25 protein-coding genes are annotated in these 23,306 nt (G+C 43.8%); 15 read left to right on the top strand and 10 right to left on the bottom strand.

From position 1 onward, the window contains the following. The first annotated feature begins 23 nt into the window (after positions 1–23). Positions 24–806 (top strand): undecaprenyl-diphosphate phosphatase, encoded by a 783-nt coding sequence (locus tag QYF49_RS22165; protein WP_290401775.1) that lies wholly within the window; start codon positions 24–26, stop codon positions 804–806. Positions 807–1,018: 212 nt separating this feature from the next. Further along, on the top strand, positions 1,019–1,675 hold the full coding sequence (locus QYF49_RS22160) for a potassium channel family protein (RefSeq protein ID WP_290401774.1): 657 nt from the start codon (positions 1,019–1,021) through the stop codon (positions 1,673–1,675). 66 nt (positions 1,676–1,741) lie between these two features. Here the strand turns inward: QYF49_RS22160 and bcaP are convergent, their stop codons facing one another. Next, positions 1,742–3,121 (bottom strand): branched-chain amino acid transporter BcaP, encoded by a 1,380-nt coding sequence (gene bcaP, locus QYF49_RS22155; RefSeq protein ID WP_290401773.1) that lies wholly within the window; start codon positions 3,119–3,121, stop codon positions 1,742–1,744. A 135-nt stretch (positions 3,122–3,256) separates the two neighbouring features. Then, positions 3,257–3,715: a hypothetical protein gene (locus QYF49_RS22150; RefSeq protein WP_290401772.1), complete on the bottom strand. Its 459-nt coding sequence runs from the start codon at positions 3,713–3,715 to the stop codon at positions 3,257–3,259. Between the two features lie 184 nt (positions 3,716–3,899). Here QYF49_RS22150 and hutP point away from each other — a divergent pair, with 184 nt between their 5' ends. The 5 genes from hutP to hutG all read left to right on the top strand — a co-directional run bounded on the left by hutP (position 3,900) and on the right by hutG (position 9,899). Then, on the top strand, positions 3,900–4,334 hold the full coding sequence (hutP, locus tag QYF49_RS22145) for a histidine utilization transcription antiterminator HutP (protein ID WP_290401771.1): 435 nt from the start codon (positions 3,900–3,902) through the stop codon (positions 4,332–4,334). Positions 4,335–4,474: 140 nt separating this feature from the next. Then, positions 4,475–6,007: a histidine ammonia-lyase gene (hutH, locus tag QYF49_RS22140; protein WP_290401770.1), complete on the top strand. Its 1,533-nt coding sequence runs from the start codon at positions 4,475–4,477 to the stop codon at positions 6,005–6,007. 14 nt (positions 6,008–6,021) lie between these two features. Continuing rightward, positions 6,022–7,683, top strand: coding sequence for a urocanate hydratase (gene hutU / locus QYF49_RS22135; RefSeq protein ID WP_290401769.1), 1,662 nt, complete (start codon positions 6,022–6,024; stop codon positions 7,681–7,683). A gap of 10 nt (positions 7,684–7,693) precedes the next feature. Next, entirely contained in the window at positions 7,694–8,950 is a 1,257-nt protein-coding gene (gene hutI, locus QYF49_RS22130) for an imidazolonepropionase (protein ID WP_290401768.1), read from the top strand. Position 8,951: 1 nt separating this feature from the next. Beyond that, a complete protein-coding gene (hutG, locus tag QYF49_RS22125; RefSeq protein ID WP_425589631.1) occupies positions 8,952–9,899 on the top strand; it encodes a formimidoylglutamase in 948 nt (315 codons plus the stop codon). A 41-nt stretch (positions 9,900–9,940) separates the two neighbouring features. On the opposite strand, the gene QYF49_RS22120 is transcribed toward hutG, so the two are convergent. From QYF49_RS22120 to QYF49_RS22110, 3 genes are all read right to left on the bottom strand, one after another. Next, positions 9,941–10,957: an acyltransferase family protein gene (locus QYF49_RS22120; RefSeq protein ID WP_290401766.1), complete on the bottom strand. Its 1,017-nt coding sequence runs from the start codon at positions 10,955–10,957 to the stop codon at positions 9,941–9,943. A gap of 164 nt (positions 10,958–11,121) precedes the next feature. After that, complete coding sequence (ytvI, locus tag QYF49_RS22115) at positions 11,122–12,153, bottom strand: sporulation integral membrane protein YtvI (RefSeq protein WP_290401765.1); 1,032 nt, start codon at positions 12,151–12,153, stop codon at positions 11,122–11,124. A gap of 103 nt (positions 12,154–12,256) precedes the next feature. Continuing rightward, entirely contained in the window at positions 12,257–13,078 is an 822-nt protein-coding gene (locus QYF49_RS22110) for a YihY/virulence factor BrkB family protein (protein WP_290401764.1), read from the bottom strand. A gap of 298 nt (positions 13,079–13,376) precedes the next feature. On the opposite strand from QYF49_RS22110, the gene QYF49_RS22105 reads away from it, so the two are divergent. Beyond that, positions 13,377–14,075: a TerC family protein gene (locus QYF49_RS22105; protein ID WP_290401763.1), complete on the top strand. Its 699-nt coding sequence runs from the start codon at positions 13,377–13,379 to the stop codon at positions 14,073–14,075. Between the two features lie 54 nt (positions 14,076–14,129). Here the strand turns inward: QYF49_RS22105 and QYF49_RS22100 are convergent, their stop codons facing one another. Genes QYF49_RS22100 through QYF49_RS22090 form a run of 3 tightly spaced genes read right to left on the bottom strand, consistent with a single transcriptional unit; the run spans position 14,130 to position 16,826 of the window. Next, complete coding sequence (locus QYF49_RS22100) at positions 14,130–15,110, bottom strand: ABC transporter permease (RefSeq protein ID WP_290401762.1); 981 nt, start codon at positions 15,108–15,110, stop codon at positions 14,130–14,132. After that, a complete protein-coding gene (locus tag QYF49_RS22095; protein WP_290401761.1) occupies positions 15,103–16,014 on the bottom strand; it encodes an ABC transporter ATP-binding protein in 912 nt (303 codons plus the stop codon). The genes QYF49_RS22100 and QYF49_RS22095 overlap by 8 nt, the downstream gene beginning before the upstream one ends. Further along, positions 16,011–16,826 (bottom strand): SGNH/GDSL hydrolase family protein, encoded by an 816-nt coding sequence (locus QYF49_RS22090; protein WP_290401760.1) that lies wholly within the window; start codon positions 16,824–16,826, stop codon positions 16,011–16,013. Before QYF49_RS22090 ends, QYF49_RS22095 begins: the two co-directional genes overlap by 4 nt. 210 nt (positions 16,827–17,036) lie before the next feature. Here QYF49_RS22090 and QYF49_RS22085 point away from each other — a divergent pair, with 210 nt between their 5' ends. From QYF49_RS22085 to QYF49_RS22075, 3 genes are all read left to right on the top strand, one after another. Further along, the gene (locus tag QYF49_RS22085) at positions 17,037–17,423 is read left to right on the top strand and encodes a hypothetical protein (RefSeq protein ID WP_290401759.1); all 387 of its coding nucleotides are present in this window, start codon (positions 17,037–17,039) and stop codon (positions 17,421–17,423) included. Between the two features lie 45 nt (positions 17,424–17,468). Beyond that, positions 17,469–17,795: an ArsR/SmtB family transcription factor gene (locus QYF49_RS22080; protein WP_290401758.1), complete on the top strand. Its 327-nt coding sequence runs from the start codon at positions 17,469–17,471 to the stop codon at positions 17,793–17,795. A gap of 761 nt (positions 17,796–18,556) precedes the next feature. Continuing rightward, entirely contained in the window at positions 18,557–19,498 is a 942-nt protein-coding gene (locus QYF49_RS22075) for a formate/nitrite transporter family protein (protein ID WP_290401757.1), read from the top strand. Here QYF49_RS22075 and QYF49_RS22070 read toward each other — a convergent pair. Further along, entirely contained in the window at positions 19,492–19,950 is a 459-nt protein-coding gene (locus QYF49_RS22070; protein ID WP_290401756.1) for a hypothetical protein, read from the bottom strand. The two genes, QYF49_RS22075 and QYF49_RS22070, sit on opposite strands and share 7 nt — an antisense overlap. Positions 19,951–20,085: 135 nt before the next feature. On the opposite strand from QYF49_RS22070, the gene QYF49_RS22065 reads away from it, so the two are divergent. Further along, a complete protein-coding gene (locus QYF49_RS22065; RefSeq protein WP_290401755.1) occupies positions 20,086–20,592 on the top strand; it encodes a TraR/DksA C4-type zinc finger protein in 507 nt (168 codons plus the stop codon). Between the two features lie 48 nt (positions 20,593–20,640). Here QYF49_RS22065 and QYF49_RS22060 read toward each other — a convergent pair whose 3' ends face one another. After that, positions 20,641–21,303: a phosphatase PAP2 family protein gene (locus QYF49_RS22060; RefSeq protein WP_290401754.1), complete on the bottom strand. Its 663-nt coding sequence runs from the start codon at positions 21,301–21,303 to the stop codon at positions 20,641–20,643. Between the two features lie 533 nt (positions 21,304–21,836). Between QYF49_RS22060 and QYF49_RS22055 the strand changes: the two genes are divergently transcribed. The 3 genes from QYF49_RS22055 to QYF49_RS22045 all read left to right on the top strand — a co-directional run bounded on the left by QYF49_RS22055 (position 21,837) and on the right by QYF49_RS22045 (position 23,187). Further along, positions 21,837–22,511, top strand: coding sequence for a C40 family peptidase (locus QYF49_RS22055; RefSeq protein ID WP_290401753.1), 675 nt, complete (start codon positions 21,837–21,839; stop codon positions 22,509–22,511). Positions 22,512–22,669: 158 nt separating this feature from the next. Continuing rightward, a complete protein-coding gene (locus QYF49_RS22050; protein WP_290401752.1) occupies positions 22,670–22,867 on the top strand; it encodes a hypothetical protein in 198 nt (65 codons plus the stop codon). Between the two features lie 107 nt (positions 22,868–22,974). Continuing rightward, positions 22,975–23,187, top strand: coding sequence for a hypothetical protein (locus QYF49_RS22045; RefSeq protein WP_290401751.1), 213 nt, complete (start codon positions 22,975–22,977; stop codon positions 23,185–23,187). Positions 23,188–23,306: the final 119 nt, after the last annotated feature.

The following is a 23,306-nucleotide window of genomic DNA, read 5'->3' as shown; positions in this document are numbered from 1 at the left end:
GATGAGCGATAAGAGGTGAACACATGGATTGGGTTGAAGCGGTCATCTTAGGGATCATACAGGGACTGACAGAATTTCTGCCCGTCAGTTCCACAGGACATCTCCTTTTGGGAAGGCATTTCTTTCGGCTGGATGAAGCAGGGCTGTTCCTTGACAGTATGCTTCATATTGGTACGCTAATCGCGGTGCTGACGATCTACTGGAGAGAAATAAAAGAGCTGATTAGGAAACCTTTCAGCAGATTGTCTATGCTGCTTGTGGCAGGTACAGTACCTACAGTCATTATCGGACTTTCATTTAAGGATTACTTTGAAGAGATATCAAAGACAGGTGTCACAGTAGGCTGGGAGTTTCTTGCGACGGGCTGTGTGCTTTGGTTAGCGGATACGATGAAATCACGAGGACATAAGCAGCTGGACGACATTTCAATGATGGATGCGGTGTTGATCGGAAGTTTTCAGGGAGCCGCTATACTTCCCGCAGTATCTCGTTCGGGGTTAACGATTGCGGCTGCGCTTTTCCGAAAAATCGACCGCGGGACCGCCGCTTATTTTTCCTTTTTATTATCCATTCCGGCGATCGCAGGAGGGTGTCTGCTTCAGGTGAAAGAGGTGCTGGAAGGCCAAGCAGAAAAATTGTCTTTCTTTTCTCTTTTTCTCGGGACAGCCATGTCAGCTCTATTCGGCTACTTGGCCGTCAAGTGGATGATCTCTCTCGTCAAAAAAGGGTCTTTAAAAGGTTTTGCCATCTACGTCTGGATCCTTGGACTATCAATTATAGGCATGCAGGCGGCCGGTATTTTTTGAACCTTGTGAAAGGCTTTACTGAAACATTGACAATTTGGATGGACAAGATTACATTATATGTATTCAAAATAAGAAGGGATCCTTCCATTTCCTAATCACAGCTAACCTCGTAAATGTTTATAGGAAGAAGGGCAGTTGGGAATGTAGCTGACCATTTTTTAATGGTCTTTTTTTGTTTCTTCATTGATCATTGTTTTTAAGGAGAGAGAAGAATGGACAAGCAGTTTGCCGTTATCGGATTAGGCCGTTTCGGTGGAAGCATATGCAGGGAATTTGCCAAAATGGGTTATGAAGTAATGGCGGTTGACCGGGATATCGAGCGGGTAAATGAATTTGCAAGTATTGCTACTCAGGCCGTACAGGCGAACTCCACAGATGAAAAGGCATTGAACGCGCTCGGCATCCGAAACTTTAACCATGTTATCGTGTCAATCGGAGAGGATATTCAATCCAGTATATTAACCACGCTCCTTTTAAAGGAAGCGGGAGTGAAAAAAGTCTGGGTCAAAGCGCAAAATGACTATCATCATAAAGTTCTTGAAAAGCTGGGTGCGGACCGAATCATCCATCCAGAGCGGGACATGGCTTTGAGGGTGGCGCAGCTTATCACATCTGAAAAAATAATCGATTTTATTGAATTGTCTAATGAACACAGTATTATCGAGGTCGGGGTGACTGACAAACTGGCAGGAAAAACACTGACGGAACTGAATGTCCGTGCCAAATATGGCTGTAACATTGTTGCTATAAAAAAAGACAGCGACATCCTTGTTTCACCCATTGCCAATGTCGTCTTGAAATCGGGTGATGTTCTTGTTGTGATCGGGCAAAATAAGGATCTCAACCGTTTTGAAAACGAAGGCGTGTAGCGGTTTAGTTAAGGATAAAAAAGAGGTGCGGGATGTACTCCGCACCTCTTTTTTACAGTGTCTTATTTAATTGAGTTTGCTTCTCGTGCGCGCATAAAGAAAATAAACGAGCAGTCCGATGACGATCCAGATGACAAACGAAATCCATGTGATCGAAGGAAGGCTGAACATCAAGTAACCGCAAAAGAGAACAGTTAAGATCGGCAATACAGGAACAAATGGAGCCTTAAACGCTCTTTCCAGGTTTGGATGTGTTTTCCTTAACACGATGACAGCTACGGCGATAAGTGCAAATGCTGATAAAGTTCCCATATTTACAAGATGGGCAAGCGTTGTTAGATCAATAAGACCGGCGATACCGGCTGCGATAAATCCGGTAACCCATGTGTTCTTAAAAGGAGTCTTGAATACCGGATGAACCTTGGAAAGTACTGGCGGAAGCAAACCGTCGCGGCTCATCGCATAGGAAATTCGAACCTGCCCAAAAAGCATGACGAGCAGAACGGTAGTTATACCAGTAATCGCCCCGACGGAGACTAGCCCTGCAATCGAATCCTGGCCTACGAAGTGCAATGCGAATGAAACGGGATCGGCAACGTTCAGCTTGGTGTAGGGCACCATACCAGTCAAAATAAGAGAAACGACAATATACAATGCGGTACAGATCGTTAAAGACCAAATGATGCCTAGCGGCAGATCACGCTGTGGACGTTTGACCTCCTCCGCTGCAGTAGCGACTGCATCGAATCCGATGTAGGCAAAGAATACTGTTGCGGCGCCAGCTACAATCCCATCGAAACCAAACGGCATAAACGGAGCCCAGTTATCCGGTTTCACATAGCCGAAACCAGCAACAATAAACAGAACAATCACAGCAAGCTTAATAAATACCATGATATTGTTGACACGGGCGCTCTCCCGGATGCCTCGGCTTAACAGTGTAGTGATCAGCAGGATAATCACAACGGCAGGGAGGTTTATCCATCCACCCTTTCCTGTGCCAGGCGCTGAAGCGAGTTCCGCTGGAAGGTGAAGGCCGAATCCTGCGATCAGGGATTGAAAATAAGCGGACCAGCCCGTGGCCACAGCCGATGTGGCGAGCAAATACTCCAGCATAAGATCCCAGCCGATTAAAAAGGCGAAGACCTCTCCTAACGTGGCATAAGTATAGGTATAAACACTGCCGGCGATCGGGACAGTCGATGCGAATTCCGCGTAACAGAAGGCTGCAAAAGCACAGGCGAGACCCGAAATAATAAATGACAGGATGAGGGCAGGACCAGCATGTTCCGCTGCCACGACTCCAGTTAAAACGAAAATTCCGGTTCCTATAATGGCACCGATGCCCAGTAGTGTTAAATCAAAGGCTCCTAATGAACGGCTTAATCCCTTATTGTTGCTTTGAGCCATCATATCTGAAATGGATTTTTTTCTAAAAATACTCATTGATGTCCCCCATTCATAAAAAAACTCTATAATTTGAATATATAGAATATTTATATTTTCAAACTATTTGTAGTATATTGTCGAATGGTGGTATTGTCAATGGCTGGCTCAATAGATAACTTTTCCAGAAGATATTTAATTTTTTAAAAGCTGGGCCAACAATTCACTGTATTTCTTTTTCTCATCTACAGAAGAAACTGCACCATACTTCAGTAATGTCTCCCGGATCACTTCTTCTTGCTTCTTGTTGCTCCAGCTCACATAGGCGTGATAGCTGCTGCTTTCAAGGTAGAAGTTCAGCATGTTATGGTCTGGACCGAAGAAGAAGGCGAGATGGTCGATAAACATACGGATACTGTTCAAGTTAACAGGCACAATGTGAGTATCTAAATGGTATTTGTACGGATTACAGGCATCCCGCTGAAATGAAATGCCGTAGCATTCGTCGTCAAGGAGCAGCCCAGGCGTTGTGGGTAAAAGAAGGAAAGGCGTATCTTGTTCATCATAGCCGATGAAGAAATCATGGCTGTTCTCATTTTTTACGGGCGGCCTTTTCATGGTGGCATGTACAATTTCTTTTTGAACATTAATCAACACTACCACTCTCTTTCATTGATTGATAAGTACAGCTTGCCCGGTAGATTGCTAGTTTATACATCTGCCATACTGCCTCGATAAAGTGATAAGTTGTTGAAAGGGAATTGACGAACAATTCAGAAAGGCATAAACTGGGTGTAGTGAACAGTTATTAGGGAAAGCCGCGAAAGTAGTGGATAAGATGTCTCTTTCAGAACAAAAGTTAATCGGAAAGCTTGCCATGCTTTATGTATTGGATGAATCTCATCAACCGAAGGTGGAAGAACTAGGATGGTTCCATTGCACGGGTAAAGTCGGTTCCATGGAATCAAACAAAGTAGTGGCAGCGATCGAAACGGCTGCAAAGAAAAACCAAGTGATCAACGGCGGGGTGTATCGGGAAACCCATGCGTTATATCATGCCATTATGGAAGCCCTTCATGGTGTTACCCGCGGCCAGGTTCAGCTTGGTACGGTGCTTAGGACAGTGGGTTTGCGATTTGCTATTGTCAGGGGGACGCCATACGAGCAGCCGGAAGAGGGAGAATGGATTGCAGTGGCTTTATACGGGACGATCGGTGCCCCGGTCAAAGGCCTGGAACACGAAGCCATCGGACTCGGAATCAATCATATTTAAACGAATATTGGGGATAGCCCATAGTGATTAGTGAACATTTAGGGGGCTGCATTTCAAGGAACAGGTATTTTTTGCTGTTCTTTAAATGCAGCCTCTTTCTGCGTTTTATTAACAAAATTCAAGAGGGAGAAGGATGACGCATGGTCGTTTTGACAGGTCATACATTAACTTTAGAAGAGGCAAAAAGGATTTTGGATACCAAGGAAATCGTGACCGCCTGTAAGGAAAGTTTAAAAAGAGTAAAAGAAAGCCGAAGAGCGGTTGAGGAGATTGTAGAAAATGGGAAAGTCATTTATGGAATAACGACAGGATTCGGAAAGCTGAGCGATGTTTATATCGCTCCGGAGGACACAGAAAAATTGCAATTAAATTTAATAAGAAGCCATGCATGCGGAGTCGGGGAACCATTTCCAGAAAACGTAAGCCGTCTGATGGTGGTATTGCGTGCCAACGCCCTTTTAAAAGGATTCTCGGGAGTAAGGCCTGCAGTTGTAGAAAATCTGATAAAACTTGTAAACTGCCAGATCCATCCGGTTATCCCCCAGCAAGGATCGCTGGGAGCAAGCGGTGACCTTGCACCTCTGTCCCATCTGGCTCTTGTTTTGATTGGTGAAGGGGAAGTGTGGTACCGAGGAAAAAGAATGAAGGCGATGGAAGCGCTGCTGCAGGAAGAGATCTTGCCGCTCACACTTACAGCTAAAGAAGGCCTGGCCCTGATTAATGGCACACAGGCAATGACGGCTCAGGGAGTGGCCGCCTATTTAGAAGCAGAACAGCTTGCAAGCCAATCAGAAGCCATCGCTGCGTTAACGATGGAAGGATTAACAGCCATCACAGACGCTTTTGACAAAGACATTCATCTGGCACGCGGTTTTAAAGAGCAGACAGCAGTCGCCGAGCGCATCCTTTCCTACTTGGACGGGAGCCGTCTGACGACACGGCAGGGAGAAGTACGAGTACAGGATGCTTATTCCATCCGCTGTATTCCGCAAGTTCATGGTGCATCATGGCAGGCATTAGGCTATGTAAAAGATAAGCTCGAGATTGAGATTAACGCAGCCACTGACAACCCGCTTATTTTTGATGAAGGAAGAAAGGTCATTTCTGGCGGCAATTTTCATGGGCAGCCCATTGCACTTGCCATGGATTTTCTCAGCATCGCGATGGCCGAGTTCGCCAACATTTCAGAACGGAGAATCGAACGGATGGTAAATCCTCAGCTCAGTGATCTGCCGGCCTTCCTCAGCGCAAACCCTGGCCTGGAATCCGGTGCAATGATTATGCAATATTGTGCGGCTTCCTTGGTTTCTGAGAACAAAACGCTTGCCCATCCCGCAAGTGTAGATTCCATTCCATCTTCAGCAAATCAGGAGGACCATGTAAGCATGGGAACGATCGGAGCAAGGCATGCTTATCAAATCATCGGCAATGTTAGAAGAGTGTTTGCCATAGAAATGATCTGTGCTCTTCAAGCTGTACACTACAGAGGGATAGATCTCCTTGCACCTGCAACCCGCAAAATCTATGACCAGGCTGTTGAGGTTTGTCCGCCTATCACGTCTGACAGAATTTTTGCAGCTGATATCGAACGGATGAATGAATGGCTAAAAGAAGTTCGTTGGGACGCACTTCTGGAAAACACAATGAAAAATTCAAAAGAAATGCAACGCTAAGAGGAGGAATAACCATGTCAAATACCATTCAAAAAATTTCGGCTCCGCGTGGAAACCAATTAAACACGAAAGGCTGGGTTCAAGAAGCGGCGCTGAGGATGCTCATGAATAATCTGGATGCAGAAGTGGCGGAAAAGCCGGAAGAGCTGGTTGTGTATGGAGGGATAGGAAAAGCGGCGAGAAACTGGGAGAGCTATGAAAGCATTGTGGAATCCCTTAAAAAACTGGAGAGTGATGAAACACTCTTGATCCAATCAGGCAAGCCGGTTGCAGTATTTAAATCTCATCCGGATGCACCAAGGGTGCTGCTCGCAAACTCCAACCTCGTTCCAGCCTGGGCCAATTGGGAAACGTTCCGCGATCTGGAAAAACGAGGGTTGATGATGTACGGACAGATGACTGCAGGAAGCTGGATCTATATTGGAACCCAGGGAATCCTACAAGGAACCTATGAAACTTTTGCTGAAGCAGCACGCAAGCATTTTAACCATTCTTTAAAAGGAACGCTGACCGTAACAGCAGGACTCGGAGGCATGGGCGGTGCACAGCCGCTGGCCGTTACGATGAACGGCGGAGTTGTCATCGCGATTGAATGTGACCTTACACGAATTCAGCGAAGAATGGAAACAAGATATTGTGACGTGCTTGCCAAGGATTTGGATGAGGCATTGTCATTGGCAAAAGAGGCGATGGCCCAAGAGAAGCCGCTTTCCATCGGTTTGCTTGGCAATGCTGCTGAATTATTGCCCCAGCTCTCAGAAAGAAATGAAATTCCGCACCTAGTGACAGATCAGACATCTGCTCATGATCCGCTTAATGGGTATCTTCCTGCTGGGATGTCCATGGAGGAAGGTGCAAGAATGAGAGCGGAGGATCCGGTTACGTATATTAAAAAAGCGAAGGAAAGCATGGCGGTGCATGTTCAGGCGATGCTCGATCTGCAGGCTAAGGGAGCCGTTGTGTTCGATTATGGAAACAATATCCGCCAGGTCGCGTTCGATGAAGGAGTAAAAGATGCCTTCAGGTTCCCGGGCTTTGTTCCTGCTTTTATCCGTCCCCTGTTCTGTGAAGGGAAAGGCCCATTCAGATGGGTGGCTCTTTCCGGAGATCCTGAGGACATTTATAGAACGGACGAGGTCATTCTAAGAGAGTTTTCCGATAACGAGCATCTATGCAATTGGATTAAGATGGCGAGAGAAAAAGTTCATTTCCAGGGGCTTCCTTCCAGAATCTGCTGGCTCGGATACGGTGAACGGGCGAAGTTCGGACGGATTATCAATGAAATGGTGTCTAAAGGTGAATTGTCAGCGCCGATTGTCATTGGGCGTGACCACCTGGACTGCGGCTCTGTTGCCTCTCCTAACCGGGAGACCGAAAGCATGCTCGATGGAAGCGATGCTGTAGCAGACTGGCCGATTTTAAATGCCCTCATCAACTCGGTGAATGGCGCGAGCTGGGTATCCCTCCATCACGGCGGAGGAGTCGGAATGGGCTATTCTCTTCACAGCGGGATGGTCATCGTTGCGGATGGCACAGAGGAAGCAGCAAGAAGGCTCGAAAGGGTGCTTACTTCAGATCCTGGAATGGGAATTGTACGGCATGCGGATGCAGGATATGAGCTGGCAAAAAAAACAGCCAAGGAAAAGGGAGTACAAATCCCGATGATGGAAGAATAGGAGGGATAAAATGCTGGATACATTATTGACTTCGATTGATCAGCTTCTGGCTGTTCAGGCATCGGGCGGACCAAAACGAGGCAAGGATATGGCCGTCCTTCCTGTGGTCGAAAACGGTGCTATCGGTATCAAGGACGGGAAAATTGCTTTTGTAGGCACAACCGAGGAAGTAAAGGGTTTAGATGCGAAAGAAATCATAGATTGTAAAGGCAAGATTGTAACTCCTGGCCTGGTCGATCCGCATACACATCTCGTATTTGGGGGCTCCCGCGAACATGAGATGGCCTTGAAACAGCAGGGAGTTTCCTATTTAGAGATACTGGCACAAGGGGGCGGCATTCTATCTACTGTAAATGCAACAAAGAATACGAGCGAAGAAGAACTCTTTCGAAAAGGATGGTTTCATCTCAATCGGAGCTTGCGTTTAGGTGTGACAACGATGGAAGCCAAAAGCGGATATGGGCTGGATCGTGAGACAGAACTAAAACAGCTGAGGGTAGCTAAACGGCTGAATGAAGCCCACGATATCGATCTTGTTTCCACATTCCTCGGGGCTCATGCCGTTCCAGCTGAATATAAGGATATGCCCGAAAAATTCTTGGAGAGCATGTTGGATGTTCTTCCGCAGATTAAAGAAGAAGGGCTGGCTGAATTTGTCGATATTTTTTGCGAAACTGGAGTTTTCACAGTTGAACAATCCCGACGATTTCTTGAGAGAGCCAAAGACCTTGGGTTTAATGTGAAGATTCATGCTGATGAGATCGTTCCTCTTGGAGGAACTGAAATGGCTTGTGAGATCGGAGCCATTACTGCTGATCATCTGGTCGGCGTCTCGGAAGAAGGAATAAAAATGCTTGCAGCTTCCGAAACGATTGCCGTTCTTCTTCCAGGTACCACGTTCTATCTCGGTAAAGACAGCTATGCTCCCGCAAGAAGCATCATTGAAGCCGGTGGAACTGTTGCACTGTCTACCGATTTTAATCCAGGCAGCTCACCGACTGAGAATCTTCAATTCATCATGAATTTGGCGGCTTTACGCTTAAAAATGAAGCCTGAAGAAATTTGGAATGCTGTCACAGTCAACGCCGCGTATGCCATCGGCAGAGGAAGCGAAGCAGGCGCTATCGAAACGGGAAGATGGGCCGATCTTGTTCTGTGGGATGCCCCAAATTATCAGTATCTTCCCTACCATTACGGTGTAAACCATGTAAATACCGTATGGAAGAAAGGAAAGAAGGCGGAAGGAAGGAAGCCCGCTTATGCATGATATCGAACATCTAAAACCTTTCGGAAAACCAAAGTTCATTGACCGGGGTATTACAAAAGCTGTGGAGCTGCTTCAGGAATGGGATGGAGGACCGGTAAGCGGAATAGGCCTGATCGGGATGCCGCTGTCAAAGACCTCGATTTCCCACTCAGGGGCTTCAGCGGCGCCGGAAGTAATCAGGAAAATGATGAATTCTTTCACAACCTACAGCATTGAAAGAGATGTCGATCTGCAATTCGCACCCATCACAGACTTTGGTGATATTACACCGCATGTTACCGATCTCAAAGAAACTCAAGCCAGATTGGAACAAGTGATGGAGGAAGTGCTTAAGAAGAATCCTGGGATGACCCCAATCATACTGGGAGGAGACCATTCCATCAGCGCCAGCAGCATTGCAGCCTTTTGCAATGTACATGGCCCGGTGGGCATCATTCAATTTGATGCCCACCACGACCTGCGTAATCTGGAGGACGGTGGACCTTCAAACGGCACCCCCTTTCGTAACTTATTGGAACGGAAGAAGATCAATGGGGACCACTTGATCCAAATTGGACTGCGTGATTTTTCAAATGGAAAGACCTATCGAGATTATGCAAAAGAACAAGGCATAACGGTCTATCCGATGAGCGAAGTGAATGCGCGGGGTATCCTCGGCATACTTGAGGAAAGTATTCAACAGCTGCAATCACAGGTTTCTGCCGTTTATGTTTCGGTAGATATGGATGTGCTTGATCAGGCCTTCGCACCGGGATGCCCTGCTATCGGCCCTGGGGGAATGAATAGCGATACGCTGATCGCGGCCATTCAATTTCTCTCCTCTCATCGGGCAGTAAGAGGCATGGATATCGTCGAAATTGATCCCGCCATTGATTTCAGGGACATGACCAGCCGGCTTGCGTCCTATCTAATTCTTCAGTTCTTACTGTTTCGAACATCCAAGCCGTAACACAAAAAAACCATCTCGGGTTTTTATCCGAGATGGTTTTTTTATTCATCTTTCCTCAGCATTCGGTTTAGCTTTGTCCAGCGAAGTTCAATGAGCGGCTGGGCGAGAGCGATGACCGGTTTACTGGCAAGAAACATTGTAATGATAACAGCAAGAACGAGAAGCATCACGTAATAGTTATTTTTCTCGATGGATGAAAACAAATCTGTTGTAAATAAATATTTTAAAACGAAACCATGAAGCAAATAAATATATAACGTTCTTTCCCCGAATTCCGTAAAGAAAAATTTCCGCTTTGGTATAATCGCCAAGAAACTGAAGGTGGCCAGGAACATTACGGCATAGAGCCCCAGCCTGATCACCCCGCCATACCATTCATTATGACCAAGAATTTCAGCATAAGAGGATGACGATAACAGCCAGTCCTTGGCATGGTCCGGGATTAGGAAATGATAAGCGAGGAACATCAATACGAGAAAAACACTCGAACCAATCCGGACCGATGGTTTTAAAATCTGTTTAAAATCCCTTTTTGTTAAATAATGCCCAAGCAGGAATACAGGGAAAAAGACGAAGGTCCTCAGAAGGCTCAAATAGGTGCCAATATCGGTAATGTAGCCTACAGCAACTCCGATTCCAATGGCAAGGATCAAAGGATATTTAATTTTTACAAATACTTTTAAAAGGATATTCCAGAATACCAAGCTTAATAAAAACCACATCGCCCAATGCGGGTCAAAAAAGTTAAGCTTTATTTCACTTTTATCATAAAGATCATAATAGTAAAAAGAATAGATTAACTGGAACACAATATAAGGTACAAGAACTTTTCTGAAGATCTTTGATAAATATCCGTCCTTGAGCACTCCCTTTGTGAAAAAACCGGATATTAGGATAAAGGCCGGCATATGAAAAGTATAGATAAAGTTATAAACGGTATAGAGCCAATCGTTTTGGTCTTTGATCGGAGAAATGAAATGTCCAAACACTACCAAAAAAATTAATATGAATCTTGCGTTGTCGAAATAATAATCGCGTTCTTTTACTTCAGTCGCCATAATTCCTCCAAGATCTAAAAGACATGCAAACATAATTATTCGTTGTGTTCGTCCCTTTTTCTGTAGCTAGTTCTATAATTCCCATAAATGATAGGATATCTAACCTACAAATAAAAAAAGTACAAACCAAGGTTTGTACTTTTGTCCTGAATGGAAGGATCTGCTTAAAAATCGATTTTAATCTTAACAAAACCGGCACTACGGAGCGCTTCATAGATGATCACAAGGGCAGGTCCGACAATAAGGCCAACAAATCCAAGGATCTGGAATCCGAGGTAAAGGCTGATCAATGCCGCCAAAGCGGAAATCCCAAGGCTTGAACCCAGTATTTTAGGTTCAATGATGCGCCGTATGATGGTAAGAACAGCAAACATGATCATCAGGCCGATGGCAAGAAAATCGTTATTGACGACAAAGTTATAGATAGCCCACGGAACAATAAACGATCCGGTACCCAGTATCGGCAGGATATCAACCAATACGACAAAAAGGGCGATCAGTACAGCATACTTAACATCTAGTATCAATAAGCCGATCAAGGCAAGAACATATGTGATAAAGCTTAGGATGATCTGGGCACGAATAAAACCTACAGTCGCTCTTGAAAGCTGTGTAAAAACGAGCTCAACTTTCTCTCTTGCCGATGTCGTAAACAGATTGAGAAAATTAGCGAAGAGCCGCGGCAGATCAAGAGAGATTAAAAACACAGCGACCAAATAAATGATGAGATAAATCAGCAGCTGGGGAATGGAAGCGATAATGGCGATAATACCATTGGTCAGCTTAGTCGCAAAGCTTCCAGCAAATGTCTTGAAGCCGTTCAAAGCATTTTGTACCGTCGAGACGACTTCGGGAGGCAGTGAAGCGTACAGCCTTTCAGCTCTGTATAAATCTTTTTCAATCAGACCGAACACTTTAACAGCGTATGTCGGAATCAATGACAGGAATTCGATGGTCTGGACGACCAGTGTGGTGGTCAGCCAATATGACAAAAGTCCAAATCCTGCCAGGAATAATATAAAAGTGATGGTTACAGACAATAAACGCTTCATCTTAAAATTTCTTATGAAGAATTTGATTGCCGGCTCCAGCACAAGAGCGGTCACAAGAGCTAATATTAATGGAATGCTGTATGGGATCAGAAAGATTACCCCAGCCAGAATCAAACCAATAATGATTACATTTTTTAACGACATTTCAGGCCATCATCCTCTATGTAGAATAACTTTTATTATATATCTTAAATCATTATATGGAACAGAGAAAAAGTCAATCCTGTTATACCCTTTCGACAGAAAATTATCTTTGTTCTGCCTTTCTCTTATGAATCGTAAGCAAGGCCGCGTTAATCTGCCCGCCAAGAATAAGAATCATGGCTGAGAGATAGAACCAGATCATCAGGGTGAGCAATGCGCCAAGGTTGCCATAGATCTGGCGATAATCGAAAAGAGTAACATAATACGAAAAACCGATCGAGATCAGCTGCCAGCCGATCGTGGAGAAGAATGCCCCCGGCAAGACGTTCTTAAGCTTCAGTCGGATGTTCGGAGCGATGAGGTAGAGAGACACAAACATCACCATCAGAATAACGAAGCTTAAGGTCCAGCGGGTCGTGTTCCACAGATGAAAAGCCGGATGATCATAGCCGAGCCTGTTCGCCAGAAAAATACCGATCGAATTGCCGAATACCGGCAGCAGCAAGGAAGTAACTATAGCCAGAACAAGGCCTAAGGTTAAAAGGATGCCGAGGAAGAGCTCTCTTATAAAAGGCCGGTTTTCGATTACATGATAAGCTTGGTTGGACACACGGATGATGGCAAGAATTCCGATAGAGGACAGCCAGATGGTAATCACAATACTGATGGAAAAAATATCGCTTCTATTCTGATCGAGTACTGAAATCAGATTATACTCCAGCAGGTGAAAAGCCTGAACGGGAGCGAACGGGCGGATGATTTCTAGCACGGCAGCAGATGAAATAGGAAGGAATCCTAAAATTGTGAAGATTAAAAATGAAAAGGGAAAGAGTGAAACAAAAAAATAGTAAGCTAGCTGTGCAGAGAGATCAAACACTTTATCTTCAAAAAAACGCAGCTTAAGTTCTTTTAAAAATACAATCATACCTAACTCCTTTTTAACCGTTAGCTGCAGTATTCCCTTTGTTTCTTCGATCGAGACAGCCTGCCTCTTAAAATTTTAAAAATGATTGAAACCTTCTTTCATGTCAATCGTATACCTATAGATGAGCAATCAGTCTTAAAGAGCTTTTAGAAAGAGGTGAACAAGCCAGTCCTGAGATTTTAGGAGAATGTTAGTGCATGTCTCCGAGCTTTTTAAGAAATGATAATTGGAGTAAGGGCCCGTTGCAATTATATGGTTTTATTGTGTACAGCAAGGTACCTGAGGAGGAATGTATTACATGGATTTTTTTACAGCTGAATTCTTTTCTGCCCTCTTATCCATCGTCATTATCGACTTGGTCTTGGCAGGCGATAATGCGATTGTGATCGGAATGGCAGCAAGAAACTTAAAAAAAGAGCAGCAAACGAAAGTGATTATCTGGGGTACGGTAGGGGCTGTCATCATTCGTGCCGTTGCTACGCTGGCGGTTGTATGGCTGCTTAAAGTACCGGGACTGCTTCTTGCCGGAGGACTCATTCTGATCTATATCGCTTATAAGCTTATGATAGAGGAGAAAGATCATGATATTAAAGCTCAGGACAGTATCTGGGCGGCAATCAGGACGATCATTATTGCAGATGCCGTAATGGGTCTGGACAATGTACTCGCCGTTGCGGGAGCTGCTCATGGCGACTTCTTGCTGGTTGTCCTTGGGTTGCTTATTTCCGTGCCGATTGTCGTTTGGGGAAGTACTCTATTTTTGAAGCTTATTGACAAGTTCCCATTTATTATTACGATCGGAGCTGCAATTCTCGCGTGGACAGCTGCAAAAATGATTGTTGGGGAGCCTTTCCTGAAAGACTATTTCAGCAATCCGTTCATTAAATATGGATTTGAAATTATTATGGTTGCCGCGGTCGTTCTGATCGGATTAGCGAAAAAACGTTCCGAAGCGAACAAAAAGAAGACAACTGATTCACCTGAACGGGGAGTTTAAGAGAAAAGCTGCAGCAGCATAATTCTGCTGCAGCTTTTTTGTTTTTTTTAAGGATTAATACACATCCCTTTTCGTAAAGACAGCGAAGGCGATGATGAGTCCGCCAGCGGCCCAAGCAAGCAGAACACTTAACGAAAAGCCGAGAGTCATCCCTTCGATAGGAGTGGCCATACCGCTGATATAATCGGTCAGGGCCAAGTTCACCATAAATAAATACTTGGCGCTCTCCCATGAGGATACCATGTTCGACAGAATGGCACCGGCGATCAAGGCTGCGAGCATGATTCCCATGACAGCGGCTGTACTCCTGAGCAGTACGGACAGCATAAAGGTCAATGTGCCGACGACGAGGCAAACAAACCATACGAGCCCGAATTCCATGAGTACATACTGCCATTGAGGAATAAGATGAACGTTGTCCGTCAGCAATTCTTCACCTTTTGTACTAAATCCTGTCAGCAGCGGCATATCCCATCCGCCATAGCCGAAGACCACACCAGATATGGTGTAAGAAAGGAAGGCCACAGCGGTTACGATAAACGATACTGATAATAGGAGAGCAATATATTTGCTCAATAAAATCTTCCACCTTTTTACCGGCCGGGTGAGGAGGAGCTTAATGGTTCCCCCGCTTGCTTCGGAGGAAACAAGATCCGCTGCCGCCACCATAACAAGCAGCGGCAAGAGCAAAGTTATTGAATTTTCAACGAAAACTCTCATGAATGTAGGAGCGCCTGGAGCCTGTGGATTAATGTCATGGTCTAGATAGTATTGCTGCTGGGCCAACCGTATTTTTAAATATTTTCTCCAGTCGTCCTGAAGCCGGCTTGAACTAAGACGGTTCTGTGTGTCTACAATCTCCTGCTGAAGCTTCGTGCGCCAATCGGCATTCCCGAGTTTCTCCTGTGTCGTTTTTGCCTGCTGGTATTGAGCGTACGTAAAAAGGGGAACAAGGGCTGCTACAATGAGTATAATGACGAACAGCCGTTTCTTTCTAAAGAGCTTCAGCAATTCATTATGAACAAGTTTAGTCAATATGCTCTCCTCCTGTAAGTTCTAAAAAAAGATCTTCAAGGGCAGGGAGTTTCGTTCTCATTTCTTTTACTTCGATTCCTGCATTAACAAGCAGCCTGTTCCAATTGCCGATTTGATCCTCATCGTATAAAGTGATGAGCTTGCCTTCCATTTCCGACACCTTTGTCACTTTCCCCAGCAGGTGCTTTGCTTGATCCAGTGGTTCAGCATTCCAGACTACCCGTTCCTGTTCAGACAATAATGCTTCTACTGTGTCAATCCGGATGATGCTCCCCTTCGAGATAATCGCTACCCGGTCACACATGAGCTGAATCTCGCTAAGCAGGTGGGAGGAAACCATCACACACAGTTTCTCCTTTTCAGCCAGGAAACGGATAAATTCTCTCATTTCCCGAATGCCTGCGGGATCTAACCCGTTGGTTGGTTCGTCCAGTATGAGAAGTTTCGGATGGCCAAGCAGGGCCTGGGCTATACCTAGACGCTGTCTCATCCCTAATGAGTAGGTGCTTACTCTGTCATGTATTCTGTTGCCCATATCTACGAGATCGACGACTTCTTTAAGCCTGCTCTCGGGGATGGAGGAATCCATTCTGGCGAAATGCTCCAGGTTCTCCCAACCTGTTAAATAAGGATAAAGTTCAGGATTTTCAACGATGCAGCCCAAATCCTTCATCGCTTCACCGAACTCTGTCTGTACGTTCTTGCCCCCGATATGTACAGATCCTGATGTGGGCTTGATCAGCCCCACAAGCATTCGGATCGTGGTTGTTTTACCGGCCCCGTTAGGCCCAAGAAAGCCAAATACTTCACCGGGATATAGTTCAAAGGACAATCCTTTGATGATTTCTTTCTTGCCGATGGATTTACGCAGGTTTTTAACGGAAAGTGCAGGTGATCTGCTCATTTCTTTTCCTCCTCGCTGAAATGAATGAGGGAGGCAGTCCGCTCTCCGATTAATTGATAACCTTCTTTATTCGGATGAAAATGGTCACTGAAGAGATATTCATTCACATGAAGTTCAAAAAGATCAAACGTGGGGACATAAATAATGTTTGGAAAAGCAGCCGCGGCGTTCGCTGAATCATAGTTCCATTTCCGGACAATGCTGGACGTTTTTTTAGAATCCTCCATATCACTGAATGGGTTGTAGAGCCCTACATGATAGATTGTCCCGGTCTTGTTCAGCGAACGAATCTCATTATACAGTTCCTTCAGGTTGTTCAAGTAAGCTTCTTCTGTTTGATTGATGGCCTGTGAATTCAGCTGCTGAAGACCTTGTCCGCCGCGGAATAAATCATTGCCACCAATCGTAAGCAGGATGATATCAGCGCCTTTAATCTGGCGTTTGATCTGCTGCTGGCTGACCTGATCAAGAAGCTGCTTTGAAGTTTGTCCTTTTATAGCAGAATTGGAAAGTTCAATCTCTTTTTTTGTTTTCTTTGCTAACTCTTGCTTTAAGTAACCGATGTATCCCTTCCCGTCAGGGTCGCCTGTTCCCCTTGTCAAGGAATCGCCTAATGCTGCAATATGCAGTTTCTTGCTCTTTCCATCCGATGGTATGGAGGGAGTTTGATCCCTGTCTGGCTTAACGGTGTCCATACTTTGGCTGCCAGCGGAAAAAAACTGGTCCTGTATGACCCAGGCAAGCCCCGCAAGCCATAGAAAAGCTGATAGAATGGAAAGAGCTGTGATGAGAGACAGACCTTTTTTTTTCACAAGACCATCCTTTCAAATACTAATTACATAAAGCATAGCAGAGAAACTAAAAATCGCTTACTATTTTGCATATGTTTTCCTTCATTTCTTTCTATTGATGCCATCCATCTGCCCTTGTTAAGCTGCCGTCATAAAAAAGAGCAGGCGGCTAAAGATATAAGAGAGGATAGAAAGATTAACAGTGATAAGGGAAGAGCCGGGTGGTGAAGGATGAAAACAACATATCAATTCAGATTGATGGCATTAATAGCTATGATCGCCACAGCCATCTATTTGTTTATCAGCCTGAATCCACCATTATCCATAGGGGGTTGGCTTAAGGCATCCCCCAATGAAACATGGATTAATGTAAAGAACGAAGGATGGGCTTCAATCAAGGTGCAATCCTTTTATGTGAATAATAATGAAGTGCCTGCTGAAGCTGCTTACAGGTCATCCGATCAATTTATTTCAATTAGAAAGTTAATCCTAGACTCTGGAGGAGAAAGGCAAATTCGTATTTTACACGGTGTACCTGTAAAAAAAATCACCGTTTCGTACAGCTTTGGCGGGCTTCCTTTTACGCGTTCGTTCAATCTTTTGACCAGCACGCCCTGATTAGGTATGATCGATAACATGAGTGTAAAAAGGGGGATTTTACTGATGGATTCAAATCGTGAACATCAATCAGGAGAAAACACACAGCTGGACGATGAAACGCTTTTTATTGTCTCGCAAACATTTAAAGCTCTCTCAGACCCTACCAGAATCCGGATTCTGCATCTGCTCTCCCAAAAAGAATGCAGTGTGAACGAAATAACAGAGGCTCTGTCTCTTCTGCAATCTACGGTCTCCCACCAGTTACGGTTTCTGAAGAACCTGCGCCTTGTAAAGTTCCGGCGTTCAGGGACCACCTTGTTTTATTCCATGGACGATGAACATGTGATTGACCTGCTTAAACAGGCCATCCATCATGCGAGCCATGACTAGCCAGATTTTGTGAAGATTTTATATATTTTTTGTTGAGAATTGAAGAAAAAAGCAGGAATTTTAAAAGAAAACCTGTTCTCATAGGCAGAAGCAAGCAAAAATCCCTAAAATTAGATAAAATAGATTATTCTGAATATTTTAATTAATATTTACATACAGTATTATAAACGTAACAAGAGAAGGGAGTAGATTCCAATGAAGGATGTTAGCGAAGCATGCTAAACAAACCTATCAAGCAGTACAATAGGTGGAGCATGCGGGTTCTTCAGAGTCTGCCAAGCAGCAGCTTTTCAAAATAACCTCTTAAAGGCGTGATTCCAATGAAAAATGTAAGCGAAGCATGTCAGAATCATATCCAGTAAAAAATCAGCCCGTGAAAACTGGTTTTGAGATATGTGGACATGTGGGAAACCAAAATGGAAACACTAAAATTTCAGAGGACGTGGTTCCAATGACTAGCGTAAGCGAAGCATGCTAGAATCATGGAGCATAAGGAAATAGTCCGTGAAAACTATTTTCGCATCATGTGGGCATGCGGGAAACCAAAAAGGAAAAAATAAACTGAAAGATGCAAGTCTGCAAGTAGTGCTAGGCATGTGTTTTAAGTAAAGAAAGGAAAATCAACAAGTGAATAGCAAGTATTTTAAATAAGGCGCACGTTTATGTTCATTTACATAAACAGCGCCTTATTTTTGTATAAAAATCACCGTTTGACGAGAGGGTAATGAAGGGAAAGTAAGTTAAAGAAATGGAGGCCGGCAATGAGAAATCCATCAGGAAAGACACATTCTAAATCCGCGCAAAAATACCCTGAAAGACAGTATTACTTCCCTGCCCAAATCGTCGAAACGTTTATTAAAAAAGGAAAAGAATCCCTGCAGACCACCTATATGGCTCAATTTATTCTCTCCAGTCTGGCAGGTGCTTTTATTGCTTTTGGAGCCCTTGGTTCAGTATTGCTGACAATGGAAATTGATACGGCAGGCATTATGAATCTAATGGCTGGCATTGGATTCATGATCGGCTATGCAATGGTCTTTTTGTCCGGTTCCATATTATTTACAGAAGTAAACATTCTCCTGCCCAGTTATATCATGCAGAGCAAGTATTGGATCAGTAAAAAACTGCTGTCATTTTGGCTCATCTGTTACATTGGAAATTTCGTGGGAGCTCTGTTTGTCGGTTTTCTTTTAAATTTTTCAGGATCTTTGCACGGTGATTTCTATGATCACTTACTTATGTTTATGGAGAAGAAAATGGAGTTTACACATAGAGGAACTTGGGGCTGGTTTCAGGTTCTTTTTTCAGGAATCCTGGCAAACTGGCTAATCGGGGCTGCGGCGGTCCTGGCTACTGCTGCGCGAGATGTAGTGGGGAAAATTCTCGGTATTGCTCTGCCTGTTATCATTTTTGAAGCAGGAAACTTTCAGCATGCTGTGGCCAACATGGGTTATTTCAGTATAACGGTCCTTGAAGGGTTTGATATCAGCTGGTATAAGTTTATTCTGCTTAACCTGGTTCCTGCTAGCATCGGCAATTTGATCGGCGGCGGCATACTCGTCTCACTGCTCCTATCCTACGCTTATAAAGAAGAAATAGATGATGGCGTTTTGAAGGAGGAAGAAGAGGCGATTGATGAAATGGAAAACAAGGACGAATTGCCCAAAGCAGAACCAGCTGGAGATCCAGCTGGCCGTCAATAATATGGATAAGGATAAGGGTAATAAGGATACGGTGGATAAGGGTAATAAGGATACGGTGGATAAGGGTAATAAGGGTACGGATAGTAATAAGGATAGAGTGAAAGTGCAGCCACTGAGGCAAGTGGAAATATGCCTGGAAAAAACCTTCTTCCAAACCATGGCCTCCCGAACCATATCCTCTCCTCTTCACTATCCTCTCTTCCCAGAGTCCCCTGTTGTCCCTGCATCGCTTGCATGCCTTGCTGGCTTCCTTGCCCAGCCTGTTGCTGCTGAATATCCTGAGGAACCATCATATGGAGGTTCTGGCCATCCACATTGGTTATGATCCCTTCCGTTTTCTTGCCGTCGTTCATAGTGACAATAACGTGGAAATACAAATGCTTCTTACAGAGGTTGTGCATATGTCCCCAGTTTCTTCCTTCCGTTTCCTGCTGATCATTGTAATCCTCCATAGGCAATCAACTCCTTCCACACTATTCTTATTTATTGAAAATTTAGAATATGTCTGTCCAATAAAAGGATTGTGTGTGTTATTTCAATGAAAAGAGGGTAAATACTAACCACAATCATGTAGGAGGAGGAACATCATGAGCTTATCCAAACAACAAGTCAGCGAACTAGAACAGAATCTGATCAAGATGAAAGAGCAGCTTGAAAAACAGCAGGAGCTGAGGGAGAACGAAGACAGCCTGCAAGAATCTACCGGGGAGATCAGCTCATACGATAACCACTTTGGTGATATGGGGAGTGAGCTAAATGACCGCGAGATGGCAATGGCGCTTGATGAAAATCAGGAGGAAATTCTTGAAGAGGTTAACGAAGCGCTCCAACGAATTGAGGAAGGCACCTATGGAAAGTGCATGGACACGGGAGAGGAGATACCTTACGAAAGACTAAAAGCCCTTCCGTATGCAAAACGAACCGTACAGGCACAGGAAAAGGCTGATGAAGAAGGAAAAACGGACAATTTTGAAATCGGGGAACCTTCTTTCGTCAGAAAGGCCGAAGGAAAGTTCGAAGACAGCAGAATGCAATCAGTCGATGAAATGATGGAAACACACGGAAATGCTTCTGATAAAGGAGAGGACGCCTGATCCTCTCTTCGTGAGGAGAAAGACGATACGAAAAAGCAGCCTGGTCCGCTATCGGGGCTCGGCTGCTTTTTTATTCTTGGAATAACGTTTGTTCGTGGCGTATGCCATTATAGGTTTAAAGTAATAGATCGTATTAAACAGGATGTTGCCAAGAAGAATTCCGGCAAAGGCATCAAGGACGACGTGCTGCTTTACGAAAAGGGTCGATAGAATGATCAAATACCCTGCAATGCTGACCCCGAAATAGGCAGCAGTTGTTCTAGTTTTGCAGTGCCTCATGGCTATGACCATCAAATAACTGCTGAGCACGTGAATACTAGGAAAGCAATTAAATGGTTCATCTGCTGAATAGATGTAGCGGATCACATTCGTAAGAACCCCGGTTCCATGCAGGGCGGGCCTCGGTACGGTTGTTTGAAAGTAGAAATAGATAACATAACAGACAACCATGCCGATCGCCAGACTTAACAGCGTCTTGAAATATAGAGATCTGTCAACGATGAAAAAGTAAAATAGCATGCCAAAAATAAATAGGTACCAAAAAACATAAGGAATGATAAAAGCTTCGATAAAAGGAATCTGCTGGTCAAATGATGTCATAAGACTCCTTGCTCCCCGTTCGCCGTTGTTCAGCAGTTCATAGAAAGTATGCAGAAGAGGAATAGATAGCATTAAACTCAAGGGAAGAATATGGGATTTTAATTTACTCAATAGTCATTGCTCCTTCAATTCATTACCATTCAAATCGAATAACTACCATATTATACCATGATATTTGTAAAAGTTGTGGCGCTTCTTGTTAATAACCCTGTAATATTTATGACAAAAAATAGGTAGCACTTGCTTATCATAACGTACGAAAAGGATTGCGGCATCCTTTTTTTAAATGAAAATATTTTAAGGCAGTCTATCTCTGCATTATACTTCCCTAAAATTGAAGGGATAGAACCTCTTCATTGATCAGTTTATTCGAAACAGGTCTTGAGTTATGGGTATTTAGACATCGGATGGCGCATTGGGTAGTCGGTTGGTTACAAATACATTTACTGAAATTAGCTTATTTTGACAAAAAATATGGAATTCATTAGGTTTAATGTCATAAAAAATCGGGAATTCTATTAATTTGTAATATATCTGTAATCTTCCTAAAATACTCATGTCATATTTTGTTGGTAGAATCTAAGTAAGTTAGCAAGGAAACAAATACCAACATTGGTAATACAGATATTAGGGGGATACATGCTTTGAAAAAATTGGTAGCGGCAGCGGCACTAGTAGGAATGATGGCGTTCAATCCGATCGTAGGTAAAGCAGCGCTTGGCGATCACACTTTAAAACAAGGTATGACCAGTAAAGACGTACAACAATTACAATCTGTCCTTAAGAAAAAAGGATATTTCACATATAAAAAGACAACTGCTTACTATGGTACATATACGAAAAACGCTGTAAAAAAGTTTCAAAAAGCAAAAAAATTGAAAGCAGATGGAGTAGCTGGTAAAAACACGTTTAAAGCATTAGGTGTTAAAACACCGTCTAAATCCAAAAGCAGCGCATCATACAGCTCTACACGCTTGATCAGCACAGCAAAACAATATATGGGTGTTCCTTACCGCTGGGGCGGGACAACACCTAAAGGTTTTGACTGCAGCGGGTATATTAACTATGTATTCGATAAATCAGCAGGAGTTGATTTGCCAAGAACTGTTTCCGGCATCTATTTAAGAGGTACATCTGTCAGTACTCCAAAAGCTGGAGATGTAGTTTTCTTCCAAACCTACAAACGAGGAGCTTCTCATGCCGGGATCTATATCGGCAACCATAAATTTATTCACAGCTCATCATCTAAAGGAGTAAGCATCGCATCCATGCAAAATCCTTATTGGGCTCCGAAGTTCCTAGGCGCTAAAAAATTATAACAATAATAAACAGGCCGGTTTTTGAACTGCCTGTTTTTTTTGTTCAGCTATATTTTTTTCTGTCATATTGTTTTATTTTTCTGAATATTATAGTATAATTTATCATATCATGTATGGCCTTAATGCAGTTTACCTTCCTGTCGAAAGGAGTGTTAGGCATGTATTATGGTGAAACTGTCAAAATTAACCGTTTTGACGGAGAATACTTTGAGGTGAACCACAATTGGCTGATGGATATTGTCTGGGACAAATATCACATGCCGCTTCAGGAATTTTTAGACTCTTATGATAGGAGGGACAGTGATTATATTTTGACACTGGCCGACCAGAATGCTTTGCATTATGAGATCGAATAAGGATGTAAACCGCTTATTTTTATAGGCGGTTTTTTTATTTTTCACTTGTGGCACACCTCTTCAGCCTTTCATATCATATGAGGAATGTTAGGCGAGGAGGATATATTATGGCAAAGAAACCGGCTAAAAAAAAGATCTCCAAATATGATCAGGCAGTCAACAAATATGCCCATACTGTAAAAATGGTGACCAGTTCTACCTGCCTGTCCTGTAAAACACAATGTGCGAGAGGATTGGCGTATATCGAAAAAATGTCTAAACCGGGTGCAGTAGGCCACGGTGTCCCCTGCCATCTGACAAAAGGAAAAGGTATGAAATAAAAAACGAATGCCATGGAAACAGCACATCTTCCCGAGGTTTACCCGTTCATGTGAAGATGTGCATTACTTTTTAATAGAGGGAGTACATTTTTTATATAAAAGGTGTTTATGTTCATTCA

It is taken from the genome of Fictibacillus terranigra (assembly GCF_030412265.1).
In the GTDB taxonomy this organism is placed as follows: Bacteria; Bacillota; Bacilli; order Bacillales; family Fictibacillaceae; genus Fictibacillus_C; species Fictibacillus_C terrinigri.
The sequence above is the reverse complement of the archived record's forward strand: the minus strand, read 5'-3'. Positions and strand labels throughout refer to the sequence as shown.

What these genes read in the sequence shown, in the direction of transcription:
- QYF49_RS22110 (WP_290401764.1), bottom strand. Translation starts at nt 13,078, where the DNA reads ATGATTGTATTTTTAAAAGAACTTAAGCTGCGTTTTTTTGAAGATAAA.
- QYF49_RS22065 (WP_290401755.1), top strand. Translation starts at nt 20,086, where the DNA reads ATGAGCTTATCCAAACAACAAGTCAGCGAACTAGAACAGAATCTGATC.
- hutH (WP_290401770.1), top strand. Translation starts at nt 4,475, where the DNA reads ATGGTCGTTTTGACAGGTCATACATTAACTTTAGAAGAGGCAAAAAGG.
- QYF49_RS22105 (WP_290401763.1), top strand. Translation starts at nt 13,377, where the DNA reads ATGGATTTTTTTACAGCTGAATTCTTTTCTGCCCTCTTATCCATCGTC.
- QYF49_RS22120 (WP_290401766.1), bottom strand. Translation starts at nt 10,957, where the DNA reads ATGGCGACTGAAGTAAAAGAACGCGATTATTATTTCGACAACGCAAGA.
- bcaP (WP_290401773.1), bottom strand. Translation starts at nt 3,121, where the DNA reads ATGAGTATTTTTAGAAAAAAATCCATTTCAGATATGATGGCTCAAAGC.
- hutI (WP_290401768.1), top strand. Translation starts at nt 7,694, where the DNA reads ATGCTGGATACATTATTGACTTCGATTGATCAGCTTCTGGCTGTTCAG.
- hutU (WP_290401769.1), top strand. Translation starts at nt 6,022, where the DNA reads ATGTCAAATACCATTCAAAAAATTTCGGCTCCGCGTGGAAACCAATTA.
- QYF49_RS22165 (WP_290401775.1), top strand. Translation starts at nt 24, where the DNA reads ATGGATTGGGTTGAAGCGGTCATCTTAGGGATCATACAGGGACTGACA.
- QYF49_RS22160 (WP_290401774.1), top strand. Translation starts at nt 1,019, where the DNA reads ATGGACAAGCAGTTTGCCGTTATCGGATTAGGCCGTTTCGGTGGAAGC.
- QYF49_RS22070 (WP_290401756.1), bottom strand. Translation starts at nt 19,950, where the DNA reads ATGGAGGATTACAATGATCAGCAGGAAACGGAAGGAAGAAACTGGGGA.
- QYF49_RS22045 (WP_290401751.1), top strand. Translation starts at nt 22,975, where the DNA reads ATGGCAAAGAAACCGGCTAAAAAAAAGATCTCCAAATATGATCAGGCA.
- QYF49_RS22050 (WP_290401752.1), top strand. Translation starts at nt 22,670, where the DNA reads ATGTATTATGGTGAAACTGTCAAAATTAACCGTTTTGACGGAGAATAC.
- QYF49_RS22075 (WP_290401757.1), top strand. Translation starts at nt 18,557, where the DNA reads ATGAGAAATCCATCAGGAAAGACACATTCTAAATCCGCGCAAAAATAC.
- QYF49_RS22080 (WP_290401758.1), top strand. Translation starts at nt 17,469, where the DNA reads ATGGATTCAAATCGTGAACATCAATCAGGAGAAAACACACAGCTGGAC.
- QYF49_RS22085 (WP_290401759.1), top strand. Translation starts at nt 17,037, where the DNA reads ATGAAAACAACATATCAATTCAGATTGATGGCATTAATAGCTATGATC.
- QYF49_RS22095 (WP_290401761.1), bottom strand. Translation starts at nt 16,014, where the DNA reads ATGAGCAGATCACCTGCACTTTCCGTTAAAAACCTGCGTAAATCCATC.
- ytvI (WP_290401765.1), bottom strand. Translation starts at nt 12,153, where the DNA reads ATGTCGTTAAAAAATGTAATCATTATTGGTTTGATTCTGGCTGGGGTA.
- hutP (WP_290401771.1), top strand. Translation starts at nt 3,900, where the DNA reads ATGTCTCTTTCAGAACAAAAGTTAATCGGAAAGCTTGCCATGCTTTAT.